Raw genomic sequence first — 19,909 nt, 5'->3', positions numbered from 1 at the left:
TACATGTTGATCTTTCTTAAATTTAGCCGCATTAACACCTAACAGATTGATTCAGCAGAGAAATGGGAGATGAAGTTTGTATGGTTAAAATCGCAGTATTTTTAGCCAAAATAAAAAGTAATCAGTTTATCAAAAATCTATTATCAAAGTGGCCCCTGCATTTAAAAGGCCACTATCGATAAGATTCTTGTGATTGATTCTGACAAAGCTAAATTAACAAACAGAGTAAATTGATTGATTTACTACTCGTTACTCCTCATCCTCAAAGCTTACAGGGTAAAATGTTGCGTTGCTGCCATTTCGCTTTCCAAAGGAAGATAGTTTAAACCCAAAGTAAGGGTCTTTACCTAGATCTTCAAATGTAACGTAAATCTTAGTTTTAGTTATTTTATATTTGGCTAAGTAGACATGCCGAGCTTTCATTTCTGGTATATTTACCATCACTGTAGCTTCAGTATGCCCACTCCAATTGGAAGCTTGGTCGAACCCGCTATACTCGTCCCATTTTGCCTTAATTTCGAAACTATGACTTTTAGGGCTCACTCGTACCCACATTGGTCCACCATTACCTTTGGTCAGTTCCCCATCAACGCTTACAATTTCTGCACTGGAAACCTGTCCTAAATGGCGTTCATTAATTGCCGAGAAAACTGCTGTCTCGGAATTCAGCAATTGCCCATCCGTTGTATCAAATGGTGATTGATTACTCGCACAACTGGTAAGTAGAGTAATAAACGAGAAAAAAATAATACGCGTCATATGAGATAGTCCGTTATCAACAATTATGAATAGCAATTAGTCGAAGAAAAGTAGTACCTTCGAAAAGCTAGTTTAAGTGATGGTCACTATAAAAATAAATCAATTCAATAAAATAGAGTTAATTTTCTAGTGTTGGTAACACTTTTAATTGGCAGTTGGGGGGGAGTATCTGTTTTCGCTATTCAAATCACAGCAATAGTAACACCAAACTAATAGTTACTTATCGCGAAGCAAACTAATTATGAAATAGGTAGAATTGCTAGTGTTCTGATTCTAGTTTTTTAACTCTATAGAGCCGAATTTATAATTGGCGTAACTTATAGACGGTTGAATTTTCAGTTTCTTCAATCATTTATTTATTCCCTCATATGTTTCCTACTAGCACATGCTACATCAACAGCGCATTGACCCCAGAGCATATCAGCCACATGATTAGGGCGTAGTACCAGTTGTTTTTAAGTATTTGGCTGGTGGTGAATTGGTAGCGGCCAATCATGGTTAGGCCTACGCCAGATAGCGGGCTACTGCCGGTGGATATTGCCCAAGAACTTAAGAATAGAAAACCAAGCTGACTAGGTTCTGGATTAAGCGGCAATAACAAAGGGCTGGCTAAAGAAATACTAATAACTGGATGAATACCAAACATGCAGGCCACGATCATCATAGCTAACACTATTGCAAAGGTTTGATGGTTAAAGCTTACGTTGTGCAGGCTTAAGGTTTCTGGGTAGGCCAGCAATAAGGCTTTAATACCCGCCGAGAATACCCCTGCAGCTAAAAACAGCACGTACTGGCTGCCAACATTAGATAAGCGATGGCTAACAAAGTTTCTGGCAATGAGCACTTTTGAGTTCCCTTTGGCAAAGCTTAAGGCTGCAATCGGTGCTAGGCAGGTAATCATCAAAATAATGCTGAAATCGGGGAAGGCGAAATGCAATGCAATCACGCTGGTGGCGAGCACAAAGGGAATGGTTAAGCTTTCTCGACGCAAGGGGTAACCAGCAAAACTGTCTTTCTCTCTTAGTGATACTTCGGCAGTGGTAAAGGCCAAAGCAATCAGTGCCATTAAAGCGCCCGGTAGCAGCACATCTAGCCATTGCATACCGGGGGCGTAAGTAATGGATACCGCAGTGGCAATAAAAAACGGAGACCACCAGGCAGCGGCACAAAAGCAGCGCATTAATACTTTTTGTTGGGCGTTAGTTAAAGCTTGCTGCTTGGCCAAGCGGTCGCCGACAATGAATACAATCGATAGATTGATGACCGCACCCAGCAGGTTCATGCCTAGGGCGGTTGAGGCAATGCTGCGTTTGCCAATAGGTAAAGGGTCTTGTTGATTCTCTGGATTGGCTAAGGCGAGAAAAGATACCGCGCTAAACATCGCCAGCAAGGGAAGGTTTATTGAGAGTATGTCGGAGGCACTTAGCAAGGTATTTTGCTTGGCTGCAATTAATAGCAATACGATGCCAATGCTTAACAAACAACCCGCCTGAATGCGAATAGCTTTGCTAAGTTGAGGTAAATACAGCAAGGCGGCAGCCCAGGTTACTGCGGTGGCTAAACCAATGCCAATTACGCCAAAGGCATACAGTAAGTAAAGCAGCAGCGAGGCAAGAAATAACCACCCTTTGTATTGTTGCATTGAAGACATCCTAGCTATCAATGAGCCAACGCTGCCAAGCAGCAAAAGTACCCTGTAAAGGCTATTAGCTTAGCCTAAGAACAAACAACCCCGCATAAAGCGGGGTTGCTACGGTTAAATAAGCGGGTATTTAACCGGTGTTACGCATACCCGCAGCGATACCGGCAATGCTTACCATTAAGGCTTGATCAACTACTGGGCAAAGTTCTTCGTTAGCGCGAGAACGATTTAGCAGCTCAACCTGTAATACATGCAAAGGATCGATGTAAGGGTTACGCAGATTAAGTGATTCAACCACCCAGGCTTGATTAGCCAATAGCTTGTTGTCTGGTGCTAGCGAAACAATGGCCGCTTTAGCGCCTTCTAACTTAACCCGAAGTTTTTCACCTAGCTCCTGTAATTCTGGCTCAACCAAGCGCTCGTCGTAGATTTTTGATAGCCAAGTATCGGCTTTCATAAATACCATTTCTAGCATTGCTAAGCGGTTATCGAAGAATGGCCACGCGCGCATTTCAGTTAGCAGCTCGCTTTTACCTTCTTTAATTAAACCTTCGAATGCCGCACCACTACCTAACCAAGCTGGCAGCAATAGGCGGTTTTGGCTCCATGAGAAAATCCATGGGATAGCACGTAAGCTTTCTACACCACCGTCTGAGCGACGCTTGGCTGGGCGGCTGCCCAATGGCAGTTTAGCTAGCTCGCGCTCTGGAGTTGCTGAGCGGAAGTAAGGTACAAACTCTTCTTCACCCCAAACAATGCCGCGGTAGGCATCACATGAAGTTTCGGCAATTTGGTCCATCACTTCGCGCCATTCGTCTTTTGGCTCCATTGGCGGAATCAAGTTCGCTTCTAATACTGCGCTGGCGTAGAGGTTTAGGCTATCCATGGCAACTTTAGGTAGGCCGAACTTAAAGCGGATCATTTCGCCCTGCTCAGTTACCCGTAAGCCACCTTTTAGTGAGCCTGGGGGTTGTGATAACAAGGCTGCGTGAGCTGGCGCACCACCACGACCAATTGTACCGCCACGACCGTGGAACAAGGTTAAGCTGATTTGATGGCCTTCACAGATAGATACCAGCGCTTCTTGAGCACGGTACTGCGCCCACGATGCCGCTAATACACCGGCATCTTTAGCTGAATCTGAGTAGCCAATCATCACATGTTGTTGGCCAGAGATGTAACCGCGGTACCAATCTACTGATAGCAGTTTGCTCATGGTAGCTGGTGCATTGTTCAAATCGTCTAGGGTTTCGAACAAAGGCGCAACCGGCAAGCGGAACGGACAACCTGCTTCTTGCAGTAGCAGTTGCACGGCTAATACATCTGAAGGCTCGCTCGCCATAGAAATAATGTAAATGCCTAATGCTTCGCGCTCTTGCTTGGCGATAATGGCGCAAGTGTCTAGTACTTCTTGTACCGATTCACTTGGCTCCCAATCACGTGGGAACAGCGGGCGTTTAGAGTTTAACTCTTGCAGTAAGAAGTGCTGCTTATCGGTTTCGTTCCAATGTGCATAGTCACCCATGCCTAAGTAACGAGTGATTTCTGAGAACACTTCTTCGTGGCGGCCACTGTCTTGGCGAATATCCAAACGTAGTAAGTTGATGCCAAAACAAGCAATACGACGCAGCAGATCTAGCAAGGTGCCGTCGGCGATGATGCCCATGCCACAATCTTGTAGCGAGTAGTAACAAAGCTCTAGTGGCTCACGTAGCTGCTCGGTATTGGTGATAATATCGCGCGCTTCGGTGTACTGGCCTTTTAGCTTGGCTGTAAGGTAGTCGTGAGTTTCTTGTAGCTCGCTGCGCAATACTTTTAATAAGGCGCGGTAAGGTTCGTTTTGATCACCAGTTTGCTCAAGCAGCGCTTCGTTAGCATCGCTCATCGACAATTCGCTAACCAAGGTTTGAATTTCTTTTAAGTAAAGGTCTACCGCTACCCAGCGGCTAGACAACAATACTTCTTCGGTTACTTTAGAAGTAACAAATGGGTTGCCGTCACGATCGCCGCCCATCCAAGATGAGAACACTACTGGCGCTGCATCTAAGGCCATGCGCATATCGAAGTGCTGGCCAAGTTTTTTGTCTAACTGGCGCACAAAGTCTGGCACAGCTTGCCATAGCGAGTTTTCAATTACCGCAAAACCCCATTTAGCTTCATCTACTGGAGTAGGGCGCTGCTGGCGAATTTCGTCGGTATGCCATGCTTGGTTGATTAGCTGCTCTAAGCGGCTAAGTAGTTGGCTGCGCTCTTGATCTGGTAAGTCGAGTTCTAACCAATCTAAACAGTTATTAATGGCAACGTGTTTGTTGATTAGGGTACGACGGGTCACCTCGGTTGGGTGCGCGGTAAGTACCAGCTCGATATTTAGCTGTGCCACTGCATGGTGGATCTCTGCTTCACTTAAGTTTTCTTGCTTTAGTTTATTGAAAACTTGGTCGATAGGATCTTGGGCACAGGTACTGCCTTCGCAGTTACGTGAAATGGTGTGGAATTGCTCGGCGATATTTGCCAAGTTTAGGAATTGGCTAAAGGCGCGGGTTACCGGCAATAGCTCGTCATCACTTAGGTTACGCAATAGCTCCAATAACTGCTCGCGCGCCTCATCATCGTTATTACGTGAGGCCTTAGCTAGCTGGCGTATGGTTTCTACTTTCTCTAGAAACGCTTCTCCCATATGGCTCTTGATCGTGTTACCAAGTAGTTGTCCGAGTAGACTCACATTTCCTCGTAACGAGGCGTTAATCTCCTGAGGCATATTCTGGCTCATTGTCTTTCCTTCACTGTTTGCGTTTGCTAGCGATTATTGAAATTTTTTTACTAAATCACCCTAGTCCTAGGGCAAAAACATACCTAAGACCGAGCATATAGTCAAAATACCTGTAATTAAATTACAAATAACGCTGTTTCCTTTGCTTAGGATCAAGCGGCTATTTATAGATTGTTACTCATATTTTAATAAGGGCAACTTTGTTTGGCTTACTTTTTAACCTATACGCGTAAATTTAACAATAAATAAAAATTCATTTTTATTGCATAAAGAATTGCCTGTGGTATTCTCCGTTTATATTAAAGACAGCTAGTTTTTTTTGAGCTGACAAGCGTGACATTTTGTTCATTTGGTCAGTAAAATGCAGCTCAATAAATAACACTATGCCATAAGATTTCAAGGGAACAAGAAACGATGTTAAAGGCAGCGATTGTTGGTGCAAGTGGATACACTGGAGCAGAGTTGGCAGGCTATGTAAGTCGCCATTCAAATATAGAACTTGCTGGGTTGTATGTTTCAGAGCGAAGTGTAGACGCAGGCAAGGCGTTATCTACTCTGCACGGCAAATTACGCGGTGTGGTTGACGCTCCAGTGCAACCGTTAATTGTGGCTGATATCGCCAAAAACTTTGCTGATATTGATATTGTTTTGTTAGCCACTGCTCACGAAGTAAGCCATGATTTAGCCGAAGCATTTTTAAATGCAGGTTGTCAGGTCTTCGATTTGTCTGGCGCCTTCCGTGTTCAAAGCGCAGAGTTTTACGAAAAATTCTACGGTTTTACTCATCAATTCCCCGAGTTATTAGAAAAAGCGGTATACGGTTTAGCTGAATGGAATGCCGAGAAAATTAAGCAAACGGATTTAGTCGCTGTAGCAGGTTGTTACCCAACTGCATCATTAACCGCGCTTAAGCCATTAGTTGAAGCTGGGTTGGTTGAGTCAAGCAACAAAGCGGTAATTAATGCTACTAGTGGCGTAAGTGGTGCAGGGCGCAAAGCCTCGTTAACTAGCTCATTCTGCGAAGTAAGCTTAGCGCCTTATGGGGTGTTTAATCACCGCCACCAACCAGAAATTGCTGCCCACTTAGGTCACCCAGTGATCTTCACTCCACATTTGGGTAACTTTAAACGCGGTATTTTAGCCACCATTAATGTGGTGCTAAAAGCAGGCACCACTGAAGAGCAAGTAAATGCGGCTTATCAGCAAGCGTATGCAGGCCAAAACATTGTGCGCATATTGGAAGGTGAGTGGCCTTCTATTGCCAAAGTAGAAAACACACCGTTTATTGATGTGGCTTGGCAACAACAAGGTGAAGACTTAATTGTGGTATCGGCTGAAGATAACCTATTAAAAGGTGCTGCTAGCCAAGCTATCCAGTGTTTGAATATTCGTAATGGCTTTGCCCTTACCGAGTCGCTGGTTTAGGAGCAGGCAATGAAACCATTAGTGATTAAGTTAGGCGGTGCCGTTTTAAATAACAGCCTAGCCTTAGACAATTTATTTGCTGCCTTACAACAAGTTGAGCAACCTATTGTATTAGTGCATGGCGGTGGCGTAGTAGTAGAAGATGTATTAGCTAAAACCGGCTTTGTATCGGAAAAGTTAGACGGCTTGCGCATAACACCTAAAGAGCAGATTCCTTACGTGGTGGGTGCCTTAGCGGGTACCAGCAATAAGTTGTTGTTAGCGCAAGCGCTAAAAGCTGGTTTGTCGGCTGTGGGCTTGTGTTTAAGTGATGCAGGCTCTTGTAAAGTAAGCCAAATGGATGCTCGTTTAGGCCATGTAGGCGAGGCATCTTTAGGCAACCCCGCTTTACTAAATAGCCTTATTGAGCTGGGCCACGTGCCGGTAATGAGCTCAATTGGTATTGGCGAAGATGGCGAGCTTTACAATGTGAATGCCGACCAAGCTGCATTAGCGGTGTGTAAATTGCTGCAGGGCCAATTGGTGTTATTATCCGATGTGGCTGGCGTACTCGACCAAGATAAACAGCTGGTGGCTGAGTTAAATAGCGCGCTGGCTGACAAATTGATTGCCGATGGGGTAATTACCGATGGCATGACGGTAAAAGTTAAAGCAGCTCTAGAGGCTGCCGAATTTTTGCAAACACCGGTTTCGCTAGCATCATGGAAAGATCCTGCGAAACTCGCCAGCTTGTTAGCTGGACAAACATATAAAGGTGAGTCGGTAGGGACTCAGGTTACCGTTTAAGGAAAGATGATGAGTGATTTTAAACACCTGTTAAGCTTGCAGGACCTAACTCAAGAACAAATTTTAGGGCTGCTTGAGCTGGCCGCTAAAATTAAAAAAACACCCGCAGATTATGGGCAAACCCTTGCGGGTAAAAGTGTTGTAACTTTGTTTGAAAAACCATCATTACGTACACGAGTAACTTTTGATATTGGCATTAACCGTTTAGGCGGCCATGCGGTGTATTTAGACCAGCAAAATGGCGCGATGGGCGAGCGTGAAAGTGTGAAAGATTTTGCCTCTAACATTACCCGTTGGGCTGATGCGATTGTAGCGCGAGTGTTTTCTCATAAAACCCTACAAACTTTGCGTGAGCATTCGTCGGTACCAATTATCAACTCACTGTGTGATTTGTACCACCCATGCCAAGGCTTGGCCGATTTCCAAACCATCGCTGAGCACTACTCAGATTTAAGTAAAGTTAAGCTGGCTTACTTAGGCGACGGCAACAACGTGACGCATTCATTATTGTTAGGTGGCGCTATCTTAGGCATGGAAGTGGCTGCAGTTTGCCCACTAGGCTCAAGCCCAGATGCGCAAGTTGTGCAAAAAGCTAATCAATTAGCCAAAGCGCATGGCGGCAAAATTGTAGTGACTAATACCGTTGAAGACATTAAAGGCTACGACGTAGTATATGGTGATACTTGGGTATCAATGGGCGACGATACGCCACTGCAATCAGTAAAAGATAAGTTTATGGCTTATCAAATTAACCAGAATTTGATGCAACAATGTGGTATTAACCACGTGCTGCACTGCCAACCTGCTCACCGCGAGTTGGAAATTACTTCGGAAGTGATGGACGGTCCTCAGTCTTTGATTTTTGATCAAGCCGAGAATCGTATGCATGCACAAAACGCCGTACTAGTAAGTTTATTAAGTTAGTGAATGTTCAGCTCTAGGCTGAGTTAAACAAGGAATTTTTAAATGTCAGATATCAAAAAAGTAGTATTAGCATACTCAGGCGGCCTAGATACTTCGGCCATCATTCCGTGGTTAAAAGAAACCTACAACAACTGTGAAATTGTTGCCTTTTGTGCCGATGTTGGCCAAGGCGAAGAAGAGCTAGTTGGCCTAGAAGAGAAAGCTTTAGCCTCTGGTGCATCTGAATGTTACATCGTTGACCTTAAAGAAGAGTTTGTAGCTGACTACATTTACCCAACCATTGCTACTGGTGCAGTATACGAAGGGACTTACTTGTTAGGTACCTCAATGGCGCGCCCTATTATTGCTAAAGCGCAAGTAGAAGTTGCCCGTAAAGTTGGCGCCGACGCGGTATGTCATGGTTGTACTGGTAAAGGTAATGACCAAATTCGCTTCGAAAGCTGTTTTGCAGCATTGGCTCCAGAACTAACAGTAATTGCGCCTTGGCGTGAGTGGGACATGGAAAGCCGTGAAGATTTGCTGGACTACTTAGCAGAGCACAACATCGCGACTACTGCTTCAGCAACCAAAATCTACAGCCGTGATGCTAACGCATGGCATATCTCGCACGAGGGTGGCGAGCTAGAAGACCCTTGGAACGAGCCAAGCAAAGGTGTTTGGACCTTAACCGTTGATCCAGTAGATGCGCCAAACGAGCCAGAATACGTAAGCCTTAAAGTTGAGCAAGGCCGTGTTGTTGCGGTTAACGATGAAGCATTAAGCCCTTACCAAGTAGTAATGAAGCTAAACGATATTGCTGCTGCTCATGGTGTTGGTCGTATTGATATTACTGAGAACCGTACTGTTGGTATGAAGTCTCGTGGTTGTTACGAAACTCCTGGCGGCACGGTGATTGTTGCTGCACTACGCGCAATTGAAGAATTAGTATTAGACAAAACTTCACGGGTATGGCGTGAGAAAGTGGGCCAAGAAATGGCACACTTGGTATACGACGGTCGTTGGTTTACGCCACTGTGTAAATCACTCATTGCTGCTTCAGAAGCTATGGCTGCTGATGCCAATGGCGATGTAGTGATTAAGCTTTATAAAGGCCAAGCAGTTGCGGTGCAAAAACGTTCGCCAAATAGCCTGTACTCGGAAGAGTTTGCAACCTTTGGTGAAGACCAAGTTTACGATCAAAAGCACGCTGAAGGCTTTATTCGTTTATACTCTCTAGCCAGCCGGATCCGCGCTTTAAATAGCAAGTAAGATTGGCAGAAGTAATAAGCAGGAATACTTAGACCTCAGAGGCAAGTTGCTCTGAGGTCTTTGCAATAATAAATGGAGAGTAAAATGGCATTGTGGGGTGGGCGTTTTAGCCAAGCTGCAGATACCAGATTTAAGCAGTTCAACGATTCTTTACGTTTTGATTACCGTTTAGCGGAACAAGACATAACGGGTTCTATTGCCTGGTCTAAGGCCTTATTAAGTGTTGGCGTTCTCACACAAGATGAGCAAAGCAAACTTGAAGACGCGTTATTAGATTTAGGTAAGCAAGTCGCCGAAAACCCACAGCAAATTTTGGGTAGCGATGCTGAAGATATTCACTCTTGGGTTGAGATTCAACTAATCCAACGGGTGGGTGATTTAGGTAAAAAGCTACATACCGGCCGCAGCCGTAATGACCAAGTTGCTACCGATTTAAAATTGTGGTGTAAAAGCCAAGGGGTTGAACTTCTTGAGCATTTAGACAAGCTGCAACAAAAACTGGTTAAATTTGCGCGCCAGCAGCAAGACACCGTTCTGCCAGGTTACACTCACTTACAACGTGCCCAACCGGTGACTTTTTCTCACTGGGCAATGGCCTATGTAGAAATGTTTGAACGTGATTACTCACGTTTGCAAGATGCGCTAAGCAGAGTAGATGTTTGCCCGCTTGGTTGTGGTGCGCTTGCTGGTACTGCTTACCCAATGGATCGCCAGCAAATTGCTAAAGATTTAGGCTTTCGCCGTGCAACACGTAACAGCTTAGATTCGGTATCGGATCGCGACCATGTGGTTGAGCTTATTTCTACTGCATCTATTAGCATGATTCACCTAAGCCGCATGGCTGAAGATTTAATCTTCTATAACTCTGGTGAGTCTGCCTTCCTTGATTTGTCAGACCAAGTGACTTCTGGCTCTTCATTAATGCCACAAAAGAAAAACCCCGATGCGCTAGAGCTTATTCGTGGTAAAGCCGGTCGAGTTTACGGCTCTTTGTCTGGCATTATGATGACCTTAAAAGCATTGCCTTTGGCTTACAACAAAGACATGCAGGAAGACAAAGAAGGCTTGTTCGACGCACTAGATACATGGGGCGACTGCTTAGCTATGGCTGAGTTAGTGCTTGATGATATGAATGTGCACGAAGAAACCACTACAGAAGCTGCCAAAGGTGGTTACTCTAATGCCACAGAGCTTGCCGACTATCTAGTGGCTAAAGGCATCCCATTCCGCGAGGCTCACCATATTGTGGGTATTGCGGTAGTGAAAGCCATTGAAAAAGGTGTGCCGCTAGAAGAGCTAAGCTTGGCTGAGTTTAAAGAGCTAGCACCAGAGATTGAAGACGACGTTTATCCAAACTTATCGCTAGAATCTACTCTTGCGAAGCGCCAAGCTCTTGGTGGTGTAGCGCCTGAGCAAGTTGAACATGCCTTAACAGAAGCCGAAGTACGTTTATCAAAACGTAACGTAAAAGGTTTGTATGTTCGTTCTGCCCGCATGACCGATTTAGACAACATCGAAGAGATGGTGAATTACTGGTCACAAGCTGGTGAAAACTTACCACGTCCTCGCCCTGAGCTAGTACAAGCAATTGGTGATTTCACGGTTAGCGAGCAAGCTGGCAAAGTTACCGGCTGTGCATCACTTTACCTTTACGACACAGGTTTAGCAGAGATTCGCTCATTGGGTGTAAACCCAGGCTCACAGCGTGTTGGCCAAGGTCGTGCAATGGTGCAGCACTTAATGAAGAAAGCCAAGAAAATGGAAATCGAGAAGGTATTTGTACTAACTCGAGTGCCAGAATTCTTCATGAAGTTAGGTTTTAGCCCAACCTCTAAAAACATGCTGCCAGAGAAAGTGATGAAAGATTGTGATATTTGTCCTCGTCAGCATGCCTGTGATGAAGTTGCTTTAGAGTTCATCATTGATAACAGCACACTTATTCATAAGCAAAACGTGGCTTAACAGTCATCGTTTTGTTGCTAAAGCCTCGCATCGCGAGGCTTTTTTATTGCCGTTTCTATTGTCGTTTAGTGTGCCGGAATTTGAATAAGGCTAATTACAGGGCGATGGTCAGATAAGCTATCTGGCCCGACTTGGTAGTCAATAAAGCTCAGGTCTTTAGAAAGAAAAATCCAATCTAAGCGTTTGCTTTTATAGCTGGCCAAGGCTTTGTTGCCCAGCTCAAATGCTCGGTAAGGACTATGCTGAAGAAAGTGGTTTACTTCATCTGGCTTGTCTAGCTGCCCCTCACTATTAAAGTCGCCCATAATAATGGTGTGACTTACCGTATCTTTTAGTTGTTTATTGAGTTGTTCAAGTTGTTGCTGGCGAATACTGGCGCGAGAAAAATCTAGGTGCACAGAAACCACATCAAGGTTCTGCTCAGAGTTAAGCCTTATACGTGCATGGGTAAAGCCTTTACTGGTAGTGGGCGGGCTAGGTGCAAAGTTAACCGCAAGCGCTTCACTAATAGGATATTTGGAAAGAATGGCGGTGCCATAGCTCGCCAACTTACTGCTGCTGTGAATGCTATGTGCATACCAGCGATAGCCAGCATGTTGAGCGAGGTAAGCAACATGGTCAAAGCCGCCAGACCAAGATGAACTTGCGTCTGCTTCTTGTAAAGCCACAATGTCGATATTTTGTTGTTGTAAGTAAGCGGCTATATCTAACAAATTCTTTTTGGTGGTATCGCCGTTCACCAGCAGCTGATTAAGTGCATGTTTACGCCCATGGGCAAGGTTTAGTGTAGCGACTTTAAGTTGTGGTAAAGCTGTGGTGCTCACCTCAGGATGTGGCCAGTAAGCGATTTTTAGAGGAACTGAGCTGGCAGTATTATTACCATTACTAGAGCATGCAGATAACCCCAGAATCAGGCCAATTAGCACTAGCTTAAAGGCTAACCTTAACGGCTGAGTCAAGATTAGCTTGTGCCTAGCAGTTGTTGCTGAGCCTGTTTGTTCATGCCTTTAACTACCAACTCAAACGAGTTATCAATTAAGCGCAAGGCTTCTTGTTCGGCGTCACTTCCATCAAAATAAAGAGTTAGCCAGTGGCGTTTATTCATATGGTAGCCACGGGTGATGGCGGGATAAATATCGGTCAGCGCATCGATTTGCTCGGGTTGGCATTTTAAGTTCATATTCATTACGCCGTCTTTCCAACCAACTAGAGCGAACATTTTCCCGCGAACTTTAAATACCGGCACATCAGGGGCAAAGGGCAAATCTTGGGTCACCTCAGGTTTGCCCATTAAATACGCTTTTAGTTGTTCGTAATCCATAACTTTGCCTAATACCAATCGTACTAAGTAACTGTTCATTCTATATGGTTAAAATACTGGATAACTGCGTTAGAATTTTTGATTGTAGAATAACTACTTATCGAAAAGTCCTGCCTTATTCTCGAGTATTTTTCCTGCGTTATTTTTAATCACTTACCTAGCGTGATAGGTATAACTCTAGAATCCTGCTTTTATAATAAAGCCATTAAACAAATTTATCTAAGCAGCAAGCAATCTCTACTGACATTTTGTTAATTACCTAGATCTAGGCGGTGTTGGTTCATATGACTAAAGATCCGCTCTCCGTCTAGTACTTGAGCAAAGGGCATAGGGTTGTCGCAATACTCAATAACAAAATCGGTTAGCTTCTCTTTAATGATGTTAAGCAGTTGCTCTTCTGACCATGGCTTAGCGAGATAATAATTTAGTCCACCTCGATTAATCGCTTCTATGGTGTCGTGAAGACCAGCCTGCCCAGTTAATAGGATTTTTTTAGCTGATTCACTGGTGCTAGCGTGGTTGAGGTCGATGAGAAAATCGATGCCTAACTCATCGGGCATAATGTGGTCGGCAAGTATTAAGGCTAGCTTGCCGCCTTGCGCCTCAAAGTCTTTAATTACTTGGCGTGCTTCCGCAACGCTTTCGGCGCCATCTATAGTAAATGGTGGGCTTAAAGGGGCTATATCGTTAAGAACGCTATCCAATACTTCGCGTTCATCATCAACACACAAAATCAGTAATTGTTCCATGGTGCGACTCCTCTAAGTCCTATTGTTGGTTTAATGGTAAGGTAATAATGAAACGGGTAAATTGTCCTAGCTCAGATTCCACTTCGATTCTGCCTAAATGTTGTGCAACTATTTGTTGGCAAACGGTTAAGCCTATACCAAGGCCAAAATTACCTTCTCGTTTGGTGGTGAAATTTAGCTGGAAAATCTTCTCAATAATCTCAGGCTTTATACCGGGGCCGGTGTCTTCTATAACAATTGAAATATAACTAGGTGAAGCTTCTACATATTGACTACTAATACTTAGCTTGCCACGACTCTCCATGGCATCTAAAGCGTTAGCGATGAGGTTAGTCCAAACTTGCTGTAAGGCGATTGGGTGACAACGATATACTGGCAGTAAACCGTAGTTACACTCTACTTCGAAGCCGCGTAATCGGTTTTCTAATATCACTAGCGTTTCGGCAATGCCTTCATTTAGGTCGGCTAGTACCGGTTGCTCCGGATCTTGCCCTGCGTAGTGTTTTAAGCCTTTAACTAGCTCTGCGATACGTGCCGCACAGACTTGAATATTACGTAAAAAATTACCAATTTGATGGAAGCTAGATAAGGCGTTTATTAACTCCACGTTATCGGAAGTACTTGCACACTGTAAATACTGTTGCCTAAGGTCTGGTCTATCTAAGCCTATGCTTACTGCCTTTCTGGCGGTTATGGCATCACCAAATAAGTCGATTGAGTTATTGCTACGCTGACGAATCTCGCTAGTAGACATGGGGGTTAGGGTAAAAGCGGCTTCGAGCAGCTGTTGTCCCAACGCTTGCTGTGCATCACTAAGCGGACTGTTAAGTACCTTAGGCAATTGCTTTGCAATAGTGTCACTGCCGCGGGTAATGGCGGCAACCGGATTATTTAGTTCGTGAGCAATGCCAGAGATGAGCTGACCGAGCACTGCCATCTTCTCCTTTTCGATGAGCTGTTCGTGGGCAGAATCTAAAGAGTTGAGCGTGCTTTGTAAGGTAAGTTTGGTATGAATGCTTTTTTGTAGGCGCCGATTAAAATGTCGCAATAACAAGTTGGTAAACAAAGGCAATAAGTGGCTGCTAGAATCCAATACCTTGGCAAACGTGACCCTATCTAACTTAATCACATCGGTTTGCATGGTGGTCACTGCGCTAGTAAAACCGAGTTCGCCAGTTACAAAGGACATGCCTCCTACTAATGAGCCAGCCTGCATGCGGGCAACTTCTAAGGTTTGTTGGTCTTGTTGTTTCTTTAAAACCACTTCTCCTTTGGCGATAAACCATAAAAACTGATTGGCCTTTCCTTCTTGGGTAAGTAAATGGTTGGCACTGTAAGTTCGGCACAAGTGGTCTTCATCGTTATCCTTAAAAAAGGCATACAGTGCCGAAATAACTTGGTCGGATAACTCTTGGTCGCTAAGTGCGGTGTAATCAAAAAAGTTAGCGCGAAACTGAGCTACATGCTCAGCCAATTGTTTTTCCAACCAACGTTGCTGCTGGTGATGTTCGGCAATTGGCCAATGCAATCTTAGCTGCTCAATCAACTCACTGTCAGAGTCTTCTGGAGACAGGATGTGCATTGGCGTGAACTGATTTACTAGCTCGCATAATTGTTTAGCGCTAGGTAGCTTGTCGGCATAAAACAGCACATTAGCTGTTTCTGTTGTTGGCAGACTAAGTAAATGCCTTAGGCTGGTTTTGTTTTCAGGGCTTTGCAGTAAGGCTATATCTACAACGACTAGCGCAAGTTGGTGCTCTGAGAGTTGTTGGGAATTAGGAAAGGTTTTAGTTTGCCAGTAGATCCAGGGAGCATCTTCATGCTCCAGCTGCTTTGGCCAAGGGTGTTGGCTAACAATCAGTAAGCTATGTTGGGTATTCATACTAGCTCTTTTAAATGCTTGTTATTGATTATTATAGGCTTACAACTATTAAGGTTTTGCGAGCTGCTTAAAGATTCCCGCTGTTGTGTGAAGGTGATTTGGTTAGCGATTGAACAAAATTTGTAGATTGGCTTGTTTTTTAACAGTGCTTGAGTATAATACCGCGGCTCACTAAATTAGTGGCTGAGTTGTTTCGGCAATTCATCAGTTAACTGGTTAAACAGTTAACTACTAACAGTGCTTCCGATTTGGAAGCAAACGTTACTCGTCGCATGCACTACCATCCCCAGATATTGGAATCGGATGTCGTTGGTGTGTGTTAGGTTCTTTTATTTTTTATTTGGAGCTCTGTCAATGCAGAACCAAAGAATTCGAATCCGCTTGAAAGCATTTGATCACCGTCTGATCGATCAATCTACTGCGGAAATCGTAGAAACTGCCAAACGCACTGGCGCTCAGGTTCGTGGTCCTATTCCACTACCTACTCGTAAAGAGCGTTACACCGTACTAGTATCTCCGCACGTTAACAAAGACGCGCGTGATCAGTATGAAATTCGCACCCACAAACGTCTTGTAGACATCGTTGAGCCAACTGATAAAACAGTTGACGCTTTGATGCGCCTTGACCTTGCTGCTGGTGTAGATGTGCAAATCAGCTTGGGCTAAGCCTGAGTCTGTTTAATAAGAGGTTTTTACAATGATTGGTCTAATCGGTCGTAAAGTTGGAATGACTCGCATCTTCACTGAAGATGGCGCTTCTATTCCAGTTACCGTAATCGAATGTGAGCCAAACCGCGTTACTCGTGTTATCACTGAGGACAGCGACGGTTACCGCGCTCTGCAAGTGACCACCGGCGCTAAAAAAGCAAGTCGTGTTAGCAAACCAGAAGCGGGTCAATTCGCTAAAGCTGGTGTTGACGCGGGTCGCGGCCTGTGGGAATTCCGTCTAGCAGACGGTGAAGGCGAAGAAGTTAACGTAGCTGATGAGCTAAAAGTTGACTTGTTCAATGAAGTTAAAAAAGTAGACGTTACTGGTACTTCTAAAGGTAAAGGTTTCCAAGGCGGTGTTAAACGCTGGAACTTCGCTACCCAAGATTTTACTCACGGTAACTCTTTGAGCCACCGTGCTCCTGGTTCTATTGGTCAAAACCAAAGCCCAGGTAAAGTATTCAAGGGCAAGAAGATGGCCGGACATATGGGTGCTGAGCGTGTAACTACGCAAAACCTAGATGTTGTACGTGTTGATGTTGAACGTAACCTAATTTTGGTTAAAGGTGCCGTACCTGGCGCTACCAATGGTGACGTGATCATTAAACCTGCTGTTAAAGCGTAACGTTAGGAGATAGTAATGGAATTGGTATTGAAAGACGCGCAAAGCGCTCTTGAAGTTTCCGAAACTACCTTCGGACGTGACTTTAACGAAGCGTTGATTCACCAGGTAGTAACTGCATATGCTGCAGGTTCTCGCCAGGGTTCACGCGCTCAGAAAACACGTTCTGAAGTATCAGGTGGTGGTAAGAAACCATGGCGTCAGAAAGGTACAGGCCGAGCTCGTGCCGGTACTATTCGTAGCCCAATTTGGCGTAGCGGCGGGGTAACCTTTGCAGCTAAGCCACAAGATCACAGCCAAAAAGTTAACAAGAAAATGTACCGCGGCGCAATCCGCAGCATCTTGTCTGAACTTGTTCGTCAAGAACGTTTGATTGTGGTTGAAAAATTTGCTGTTGAAGCGCCAAAAACTAAAGAATTAGTTGCTAAGTTGAAAGACTTCGACCTTAACGATGTATTAATCGTTACTCCTGAAGTTGACGAAAACTTATTCTTGGCCGCACGTAACCTATATAAAGTAGACGTACGTGACGTAGCTGGTATTGACCCAGTTAGCTTGATTGCTTTTGATAAAGTGTTGGTAACTGCTGATGCAGTTAAACAAATTGAGGAGTGGTTAGCATGATCAGCGAAGAACGTTTGTTGAAAGTTCTAGTAGCTCCACATATCTCTGAAAAGAGCACTATGTCTGCTGAAGCCGATAACACTATCGTATTCAAAGTAGTGAAAACCGCTACTAAAGCAGAAATCAAAGCTGCAGTTGAAAAACTATTCGAAGTTGAAGTGACTGGTGTTACTACCTTGAACCAAAAAGGTAAAACTAAGCGTCACGGAGCACGTTTTGGTCGCCGCAACGACGTGAAGAAAGCGTATGTAACCTTAGCTGAAGGTGCAGACATCGACTTCACCGGTGCCGCAGAGTAAGGAGTATCTTAAATGGCTATTGTAAAATGTAAGCCTACATCTGCTGGTCGTCGCCACGTTGTTAAAGTGGTTAACCAAGACCTGCACAAAGGCAAGCCTTACGCTCCTTTATTGGAAAGTAAGTCTAAGTCTGGTGGTCGTAACAACCGCGGTGTAATTACCGTTCGTCATATCGGTGGTGGTCATAAGCAACACTACCGCATGATCGACTTCAAACGTAATGACAAAGACGGCATCCCTGCGAAAGTAGAGCGTCTAGAATACGATCCAAACCGTAGCGCAAACATTGCACTTGTATTGTTTGCTGACGGTGAGCGTCGTTACATTTTAGCACCTAAAGGTGTTAAAGCAGGCACTCCGCTAATGACTGGTGTTGATGCACCAATCGAAGCAGGTAACTGTTTGCCAATGCGTAACATGCCAGTAGGTTCTACTGTGCACGCGATTGAAATGAAGCCTGGTAAAGGTGCCCAAATGGCACGTTCTGCTGGTGCTTACGCTCAAATCGTAGCGCGTGATGGTGCATACGTAACTCTACGTCTACGTAGCGGTGAAATGCGTAAAGTTTTATCTGATTGTCGCGCTACATTGGGCGAAGTTGGTAACGCTGAGCATATGCTACGTAAACTTGGTAAAGCTGGTGCAACGCGCTGGCGTGGTGTTCGTCCTACCGTTCGCGGTGTGGTAATGAACCCAGTTGATCACCCACACGGTGGTGGTGAAGGTCGTACTTCTGGTGGCCGTCATCCAGTTACTCCATGGGGTGTTCCAACCAAAGGTTACAAAACTCGTAAAAACAAGAGTACGGATCAATATATCGTACGCCGTCGTTCTAAGAAATAAGGGGAATCGCCATGCCACGTTCTCTCAAGAAGGGTCCATTCATTGACCTACACTTGTTGAAGAAGGTAGAGAAAGCGGTGGAAAGCGGGGACAAGAAACCATTGAAAACTTGGTCTCGTCGCTCAATGATCATTCCACAAATGATCGGTTTGACCATCGCTGTCCATAATGGTCGTCAGCACGTTCCAGTATTTGTTACCGATGAAATGATCGGTCATAAACTGGGTGAATTTGCGCCAACTCGTACTTATCGCGGCCACGCTGCTGATAAGAAAGCGAAGAAGAAGTAGGAGTCTAAATAATGGAAGCTTTAGCTAAACATCGTTTTGCTCGTGGTTCTGCGCAAAAAGCTCGCCTGGTTGCAGATCAAGTACGTGGTCTACCAGTTGAAAAAGCACTTGTTACGTTGCAATTCAGCAGCAAAAAAGCAGCAGGACTTGTTAAGAAAGTTCTAGAATCTGCCATTGCTAACGCTGAGCACAACGAAGGTGCTGATATTGATGAGTTGAAAATCACCAAAATCTTCGTAGATGATGGTCCAACTCTAAAGCGTATTCGTCCTCGTGCTAAAGGCCGAGCCGACCGTATTATCAAGCGTACCAGCCACATCACTGTGGTTGTGTCTGATAACTAGGAGATAAGCAATGGGTCAGAAAGTACATCCTAATGGTATTCGCCTAGGTATCGTAAAACCATGGAATTCAACCTGGTATGCCGATAAAGGTGAATACGCAGATAACCTTTACAGCGACCACAAAGTGCGTCAATTCTTAACTAAAGAATTGAAAAGCGCTTCTGTATCTCGCATTACTATTGAACGTCCTGCTAAGAGCATCCGTGTAACTATTCACACTGCTCGCCCAGGTGTTGTAATTGGTAAGAAAGGTGAAGATGTTGAAAAACTTCGCAAGAACGTAGCTAAATTAGCTGGCGTACCTGCGCAAATCAATATCTCAGAAGTTCGTAAGCCTGAGTTAGACGCTAAATTAGTAGCAGACTCTATCTCTAGCCAGCTAGAGCGTCGTGTTATGTTCCGTCGTGCTATGAAGCGCGCAGTACAAAACGCAATGCGCCTAGGCGCTAAAGGTATCAAGGTTCAAGTTAGTGGTCGTTTAGGCGGTGCAGAAATTGCTCGTGCTGAATGGTACCGTGAAGGTCGTGTACCTCTACACACTTTACGTGCTGATATCGATTACTCAACTTCAGAAGCGTTGACTACTTACGGTATCATCGGCGTTAAAGTTTGGATCTTTAAAGGCGAAGTACTTGGCGGAATGCCAGTGGCTGCAGCACCTGAAGCTCCTTCTAAGCCGAAGCGCGGTAACAAGCGCAACGCTAAATAGGA

20 protein-coding genes are annotated in these 19,909 nt (G+C 44.7%); 13 read left to right on the top strand and 7 right to left on the bottom strand.

Going from position 1 to position 19,909, the window contains the following annotated elements:
- Nucleotides 1-249: 249 nt before the first annotated feature.
- The 3 genes from K5620_RS19035 to ppc all read right to left on the bottom strand — a co-directional run bounded on the left by K5620_RS19035 (nt 250) and on the right by ppc (nt 5,171).
- Nucleotides 250-759 (bottom strand): hypothetical protein, encoded by a 510-nt coding sequence (locus K5620_RS19035; protein ID WP_215426480.1) that lies wholly within the window; start codon nt 757-759, stop codon nt 250-252.
- 388 nt (nt 760-1,147) lie between these two features.
- Nucleotides 1,148-2,401 (bottom strand): hypothetical protein, encoded by a 1,254-nt coding sequence (locus K5620_RS19030; protein WP_016403481.1) that lies wholly within the window; start codon nt 2,399-2,401, stop codon nt 1,148-1,150.
- A gap of 130 nt (nt 2,402-2,531) precedes the next feature.
- The gene (gene ppc / locus K5620_RS19025; protein ID WP_246612301.1) at nt 2,532-5,171 is read right to left on the bottom strand and encodes a phosphoenolpyruvate carboxylase; all 2,640 of its coding nucleotides are present in this window, start codon (nt 5,169-5,171) and stop codon (nt 2,532-2,534) included.
- 414 nt (nt 5,172-5,585) lie between these two features.
- Here ppc and argC point away from each other — a divergent pair, with 414 nt between their 5' ends.
- From argC to argH, 5 genes are all read left to right on the top strand, one after another.
- Nucleotides 5,586-6,596, top strand: a complete 1,011-nt coding sequence (gene argC, locus K5620_RS19020) for an N-acetyl-gamma-glutamyl-phosphate reductase (RefSeq protein ID WP_016403483.1) — start codon at nt 5,586-5,588, stop codon at nt 6,594-6,596.
- A gap of 9 nt (nt 6,597-6,605) precedes the next feature.
- Nucleotides 6,606-7,382, top strand: a complete 777-nt coding sequence (gene argB, locus K5620_RS19015) for an acetylglutamate kinase (protein WP_016403484.1) — start codon at nt 6,606-6,608, stop codon at nt 7,380-7,382.
- A 9-nt stretch (nt 7,383-7,391) separates the two neighbouring features.
- Entirely contained in the window at nt 7,392-8,306 is a 915-nt protein-coding gene (locus tag K5620_RS19010; protein WP_016403485.1) for an ornithine carbamoyltransferase, read from the top strand.
- A gap of 42 nt (nt 8,307-8,348) precedes the next feature.
- Complete coding sequence (locus tag K5620_RS19005; RefSeq protein ID WP_016403486.1) at nt 8,349-9,554, top strand: argininosuccinate synthase; 1,206 nt, start codon at nt 8,349-8,351, stop codon at nt 9,552-9,554.
- 84 nt (nt 9,555-9,638) lie between these two features.
- Nucleotides 9,639-11,516 (top strand): argininosuccinate lyase, encoded by a 1,878-nt coding sequence (gene argH / locus K5620_RS19000; RefSeq protein WP_016403487.1) that lies wholly within the window; start codon nt 9,639-9,641, stop codon nt 11,514-11,516.
- 65 nt (nt 11,517-11,581) lie between these two features.
- On the opposite strand, the gene K5620_RS18995 is transcribed toward argH, so the two are convergent.
- The 4 genes from K5620_RS18995 to K5620_RS18980 all read right to left on the bottom strand — a co-directional run bounded on the left by K5620_RS18995 (nt 11,582) and on the right by K5620_RS18980 (nt 15,468).
- Nucleotides 11,582-12,475 carry an endonuclease/exonuclease/phosphatase family protein gene (locus K5620_RS18995; RefSeq protein ID WP_016403488.1) on the bottom strand — a complete coding sequence of 298 codons (894 nt, stop codon included), beginning with the start codon at nt 12,473-12,475 and terminating at the stop codon, nt 11,582-11,584.
- A gap of 2 nt (nt 12,476-12,477) precedes the next feature.
- Nucleotides 12,478-12,837 (bottom strand): MmcQ/YjbR family DNA-binding protein, encoded by a 360-nt coding sequence (locus K5620_RS18990; RefSeq protein WP_016403489.1) that lies wholly within the window; start codon nt 12,835-12,837, stop codon nt 12,478-12,480.
- Nucleotides 12,838-13,088: 251 nt separating this feature from the next.
- Complete coding sequence (locus K5620_RS18985) at nt 13,089-13,586, bottom strand: response regulator (RefSeq protein WP_016403490.1); 498 nt, start codon at nt 13,584-13,586, stop codon at nt 13,089-13,091.
- Between the two features lie 19 nt (nt 13,587-13,605).
- A complete protein-coding gene (locus K5620_RS18980) occupies nt 13,606-15,468 on the bottom strand; it encodes an ATP-binding protein (protein ID WP_016403491.1) in 1,863 nt (620 codons plus the stop codon).
- 354 nt (nt 15,469-15,822) lie between these two features.
- On the opposite strand from K5620_RS18980, the gene rpsJ reads away from it, so the two are divergent.
- From rpsJ to rpsC, 8 genes are read left to right on the top strand one after another with little or no spacing between them, the layout of a single operon-like run.
- Nucleotides 15,823-16,134 (top strand): 30S ribosomal protein S10, encoded by a 312-nt coding sequence (gene rpsJ, locus K5620_RS18975; RefSeq protein ID WP_014290685.1) that lies wholly within the window; start codon nt 15,823-15,825, stop codon nt 16,132-16,134.
- Nucleotides 16,135-16,165: 31 nt separating this feature from the next.
- A complete protein-coding gene (gene rplC, locus K5620_RS18970; protein ID WP_016403494.1) occupies nt 16,166-16,801 on the top strand; it encodes a 50S ribosomal protein L3 in 636 nt (211 codons plus the stop codon).
- A gap of 15 nt (nt 16,802-16,816) precedes the next feature.
- A complete protein-coding gene (gene rplD, locus K5620_RS18965) occupies nt 16,817-17,422 on the top strand; it encodes a 50S ribosomal protein L4 (RefSeq protein WP_016403495.1) in 606 nt (201 codons plus the stop codon).
- A complete protein-coding gene (gene rplW, locus K5620_RS18960) occupies nt 17,419-17,721 on the top strand; it encodes a 50S ribosomal protein L23 (RefSeq protein WP_016403496.1) in 303 nt (100 codons plus the stop codon). The genes rplD and rplW overlap by 4 nt, the downstream gene beginning before the upstream one ends.
- Before the next feature lie 12 nt (nt 17,722-17,733).
- On the top strand, nt 17,734-18,564 hold the full coding sequence (gene rplB, locus K5620_RS18955) for a 50S ribosomal protein L2 (protein ID WP_016403497.1): 831 nt from the start codon (nt 17,734-17,736) through the stop codon (nt 18,562-18,564).
- A gap of 11 nt (nt 18,565-18,575) precedes the next feature.
- Nucleotides 18,576-18,854, top strand: coding sequence for a 30S ribosomal protein S19 (gene rpsS, locus K5620_RS18950; RefSeq protein ID WP_026959667.1), 279 nt, complete (start codon nt 18,576-18,578; stop codon nt 18,852-18,854).
- Between the two features lie 11 nt (nt 18,855-18,865).
- Entirely contained in the window at nt 18,866-19,198 is a 333-nt protein-coding gene (rplV, locus tag K5620_RS18945; RefSeq protein ID WP_016403499.1) for a 50S ribosomal protein L22, read from the top strand.
- A 10-nt stretch (nt 19,199-19,208) separates the two neighbouring features.
- A complete protein-coding gene (gene rpsC / locus K5620_RS18940) occupies nt 19,209-19,907 on the top strand; it encodes a 30S ribosomal protein S3 (RefSeq protein WP_016403500.1) in 699 nt (232 codons plus the stop codon).
- Nucleotides 19,908-19,909: the final 2 nt, after the last annotated feature.

This window comes from Agarivorans albus, assembly GCF_019670105.1.
GTDB lineage: Bacteria > Pseudomonadota > Gammaproteobacteria > Enterobacterales > Celerinatantimonadaceae > Agarivorans > Agarivorans albus.
Note: the sequence above shows the minus strand (reverse complement) of the source record. Positions and strands in the feature narration are given on the sequence as shown.

Excerpts from the sequence above, each read along its gene's own strand:
- K5620_RS19035 (WP_215426480.1), bottom strand. The coding sequence starts at position 759 with ATGACGCGTATTATTTTTTTCTCGTTTATTACTCTACTTACCAGTTGT.
- K5620_RS19030 (WP_016403481.1), bottom strand. The coding sequence starts at position 2,401 with ATGCAACAATACAAAGGGTGGTTATTTCTTGCCTCGCTGCTGCTTTAC.
- ppc (WP_246612301.1), bottom strand. The coding sequence starts at position 5,171 with ATGAGCCAGAATATGCCTCAGGAGATTAACGCCTCGTTACGAGGAAAT.
- argC (WP_016403483.1), top strand. The coding sequence starts at position 5,586 with ATGTTAAAGGCAGCGATTGTTGGTGCAAGTGGATACACTGGAGCAGAG.
- argB (WP_016403484.1), top strand. The coding sequence starts at position 6,606 with ATGAAACCATTAGTGATTAAGTTAGGCGGTGCCGTTTTAAATAACAGC.
- K5620_RS19010 (WP_016403485.1), top strand. The coding sequence starts at position 7,392 with ATGAGTGATTTTAAACACCTGTTAAGCTTGCAGGACCTAACTCAAGAA.
- K5620_RS19005 (WP_016403486.1), top strand. The coding sequence starts at position 8,349 with ATGTCAGATATCAAAAAAGTAGTATTAGCATACTCAGGCGGCCTAGAT.
- argH (WP_016403487.1), top strand. The coding sequence starts at position 9,639 with ATGGCATTGTGGGGTGGGCGTTTTAGCCAAGCTGCAGATACCAGATTT.
- K5620_RS18990 (WP_016403489.1), bottom strand. The coding sequence starts at position 12,837 with ATGGATTACGAACAACTAAAAGCGTATTTAATGGGCAAACCTGAGGTG.
- K5620_RS18985 (WP_016403490.1), bottom strand. The coding sequence starts at position 13,586 with ATGGAACAATTACTGATTTTGTGTGTTGATGATGAACGCGAAGTATTG.
- K5620_RS18980 (WP_016403491.1), bottom strand. The coding sequence starts at position 15,468 with ATGAATACCCAACATAGCTTACTGATTGTTAGCCAACACCCTTGGCCA.
- rpsJ (WP_014290685.1), top strand. The coding sequence starts at position 15,823 with ATGCAGAACCAAAGAATTCGAATCCGCTTGAAAGCATTTGATCACCGT.
- rplC (WP_016403494.1), top strand. The coding sequence starts at position 16,166 with ATGATTGGTCTAATCGGTCGTAAAGTTGGAATGACTCGCATCTTCACT.
- rplD (WP_016403495.1), top strand. The coding sequence starts at position 16,817 with ATGGAATTGGTATTGAAAGACGCGCAAAGCGCTCTTGAAGTTTCCGAA.
- rplW (WP_016403496.1), top strand. The coding sequence starts at position 17,419 with ATGATCAGCGAAGAACGTTTGTTGAAAGTTCTAGTAGCTCCACATATC.
- rplB (WP_016403497.1), top strand. The coding sequence starts at position 17,734 with ATGGCTATTGTAAAATGTAAGCCTACATCTGCTGGTCGTCGCCACGTT.
- rpsS (WP_026959667.1), top strand. The coding sequence starts at position 18,576 with ATGCCACGTTCTCTCAAGAAGGGTCCATTCATTGACCTACACTTGTTG.
- rplV (WP_016403499.1), top strand. The coding sequence starts at position 18,866 with ATGGAAGCTTTAGCTAAACATCGTTTTGCTCGTGGTTCTGCGCAAAAA.
- rpsC (WP_016403500.1), top strand. The coding sequence starts at position 19,209 with ATGGGTCAGAAAGTACATCCTAATGGTATTCGCCTAGGTATCGTAAAA.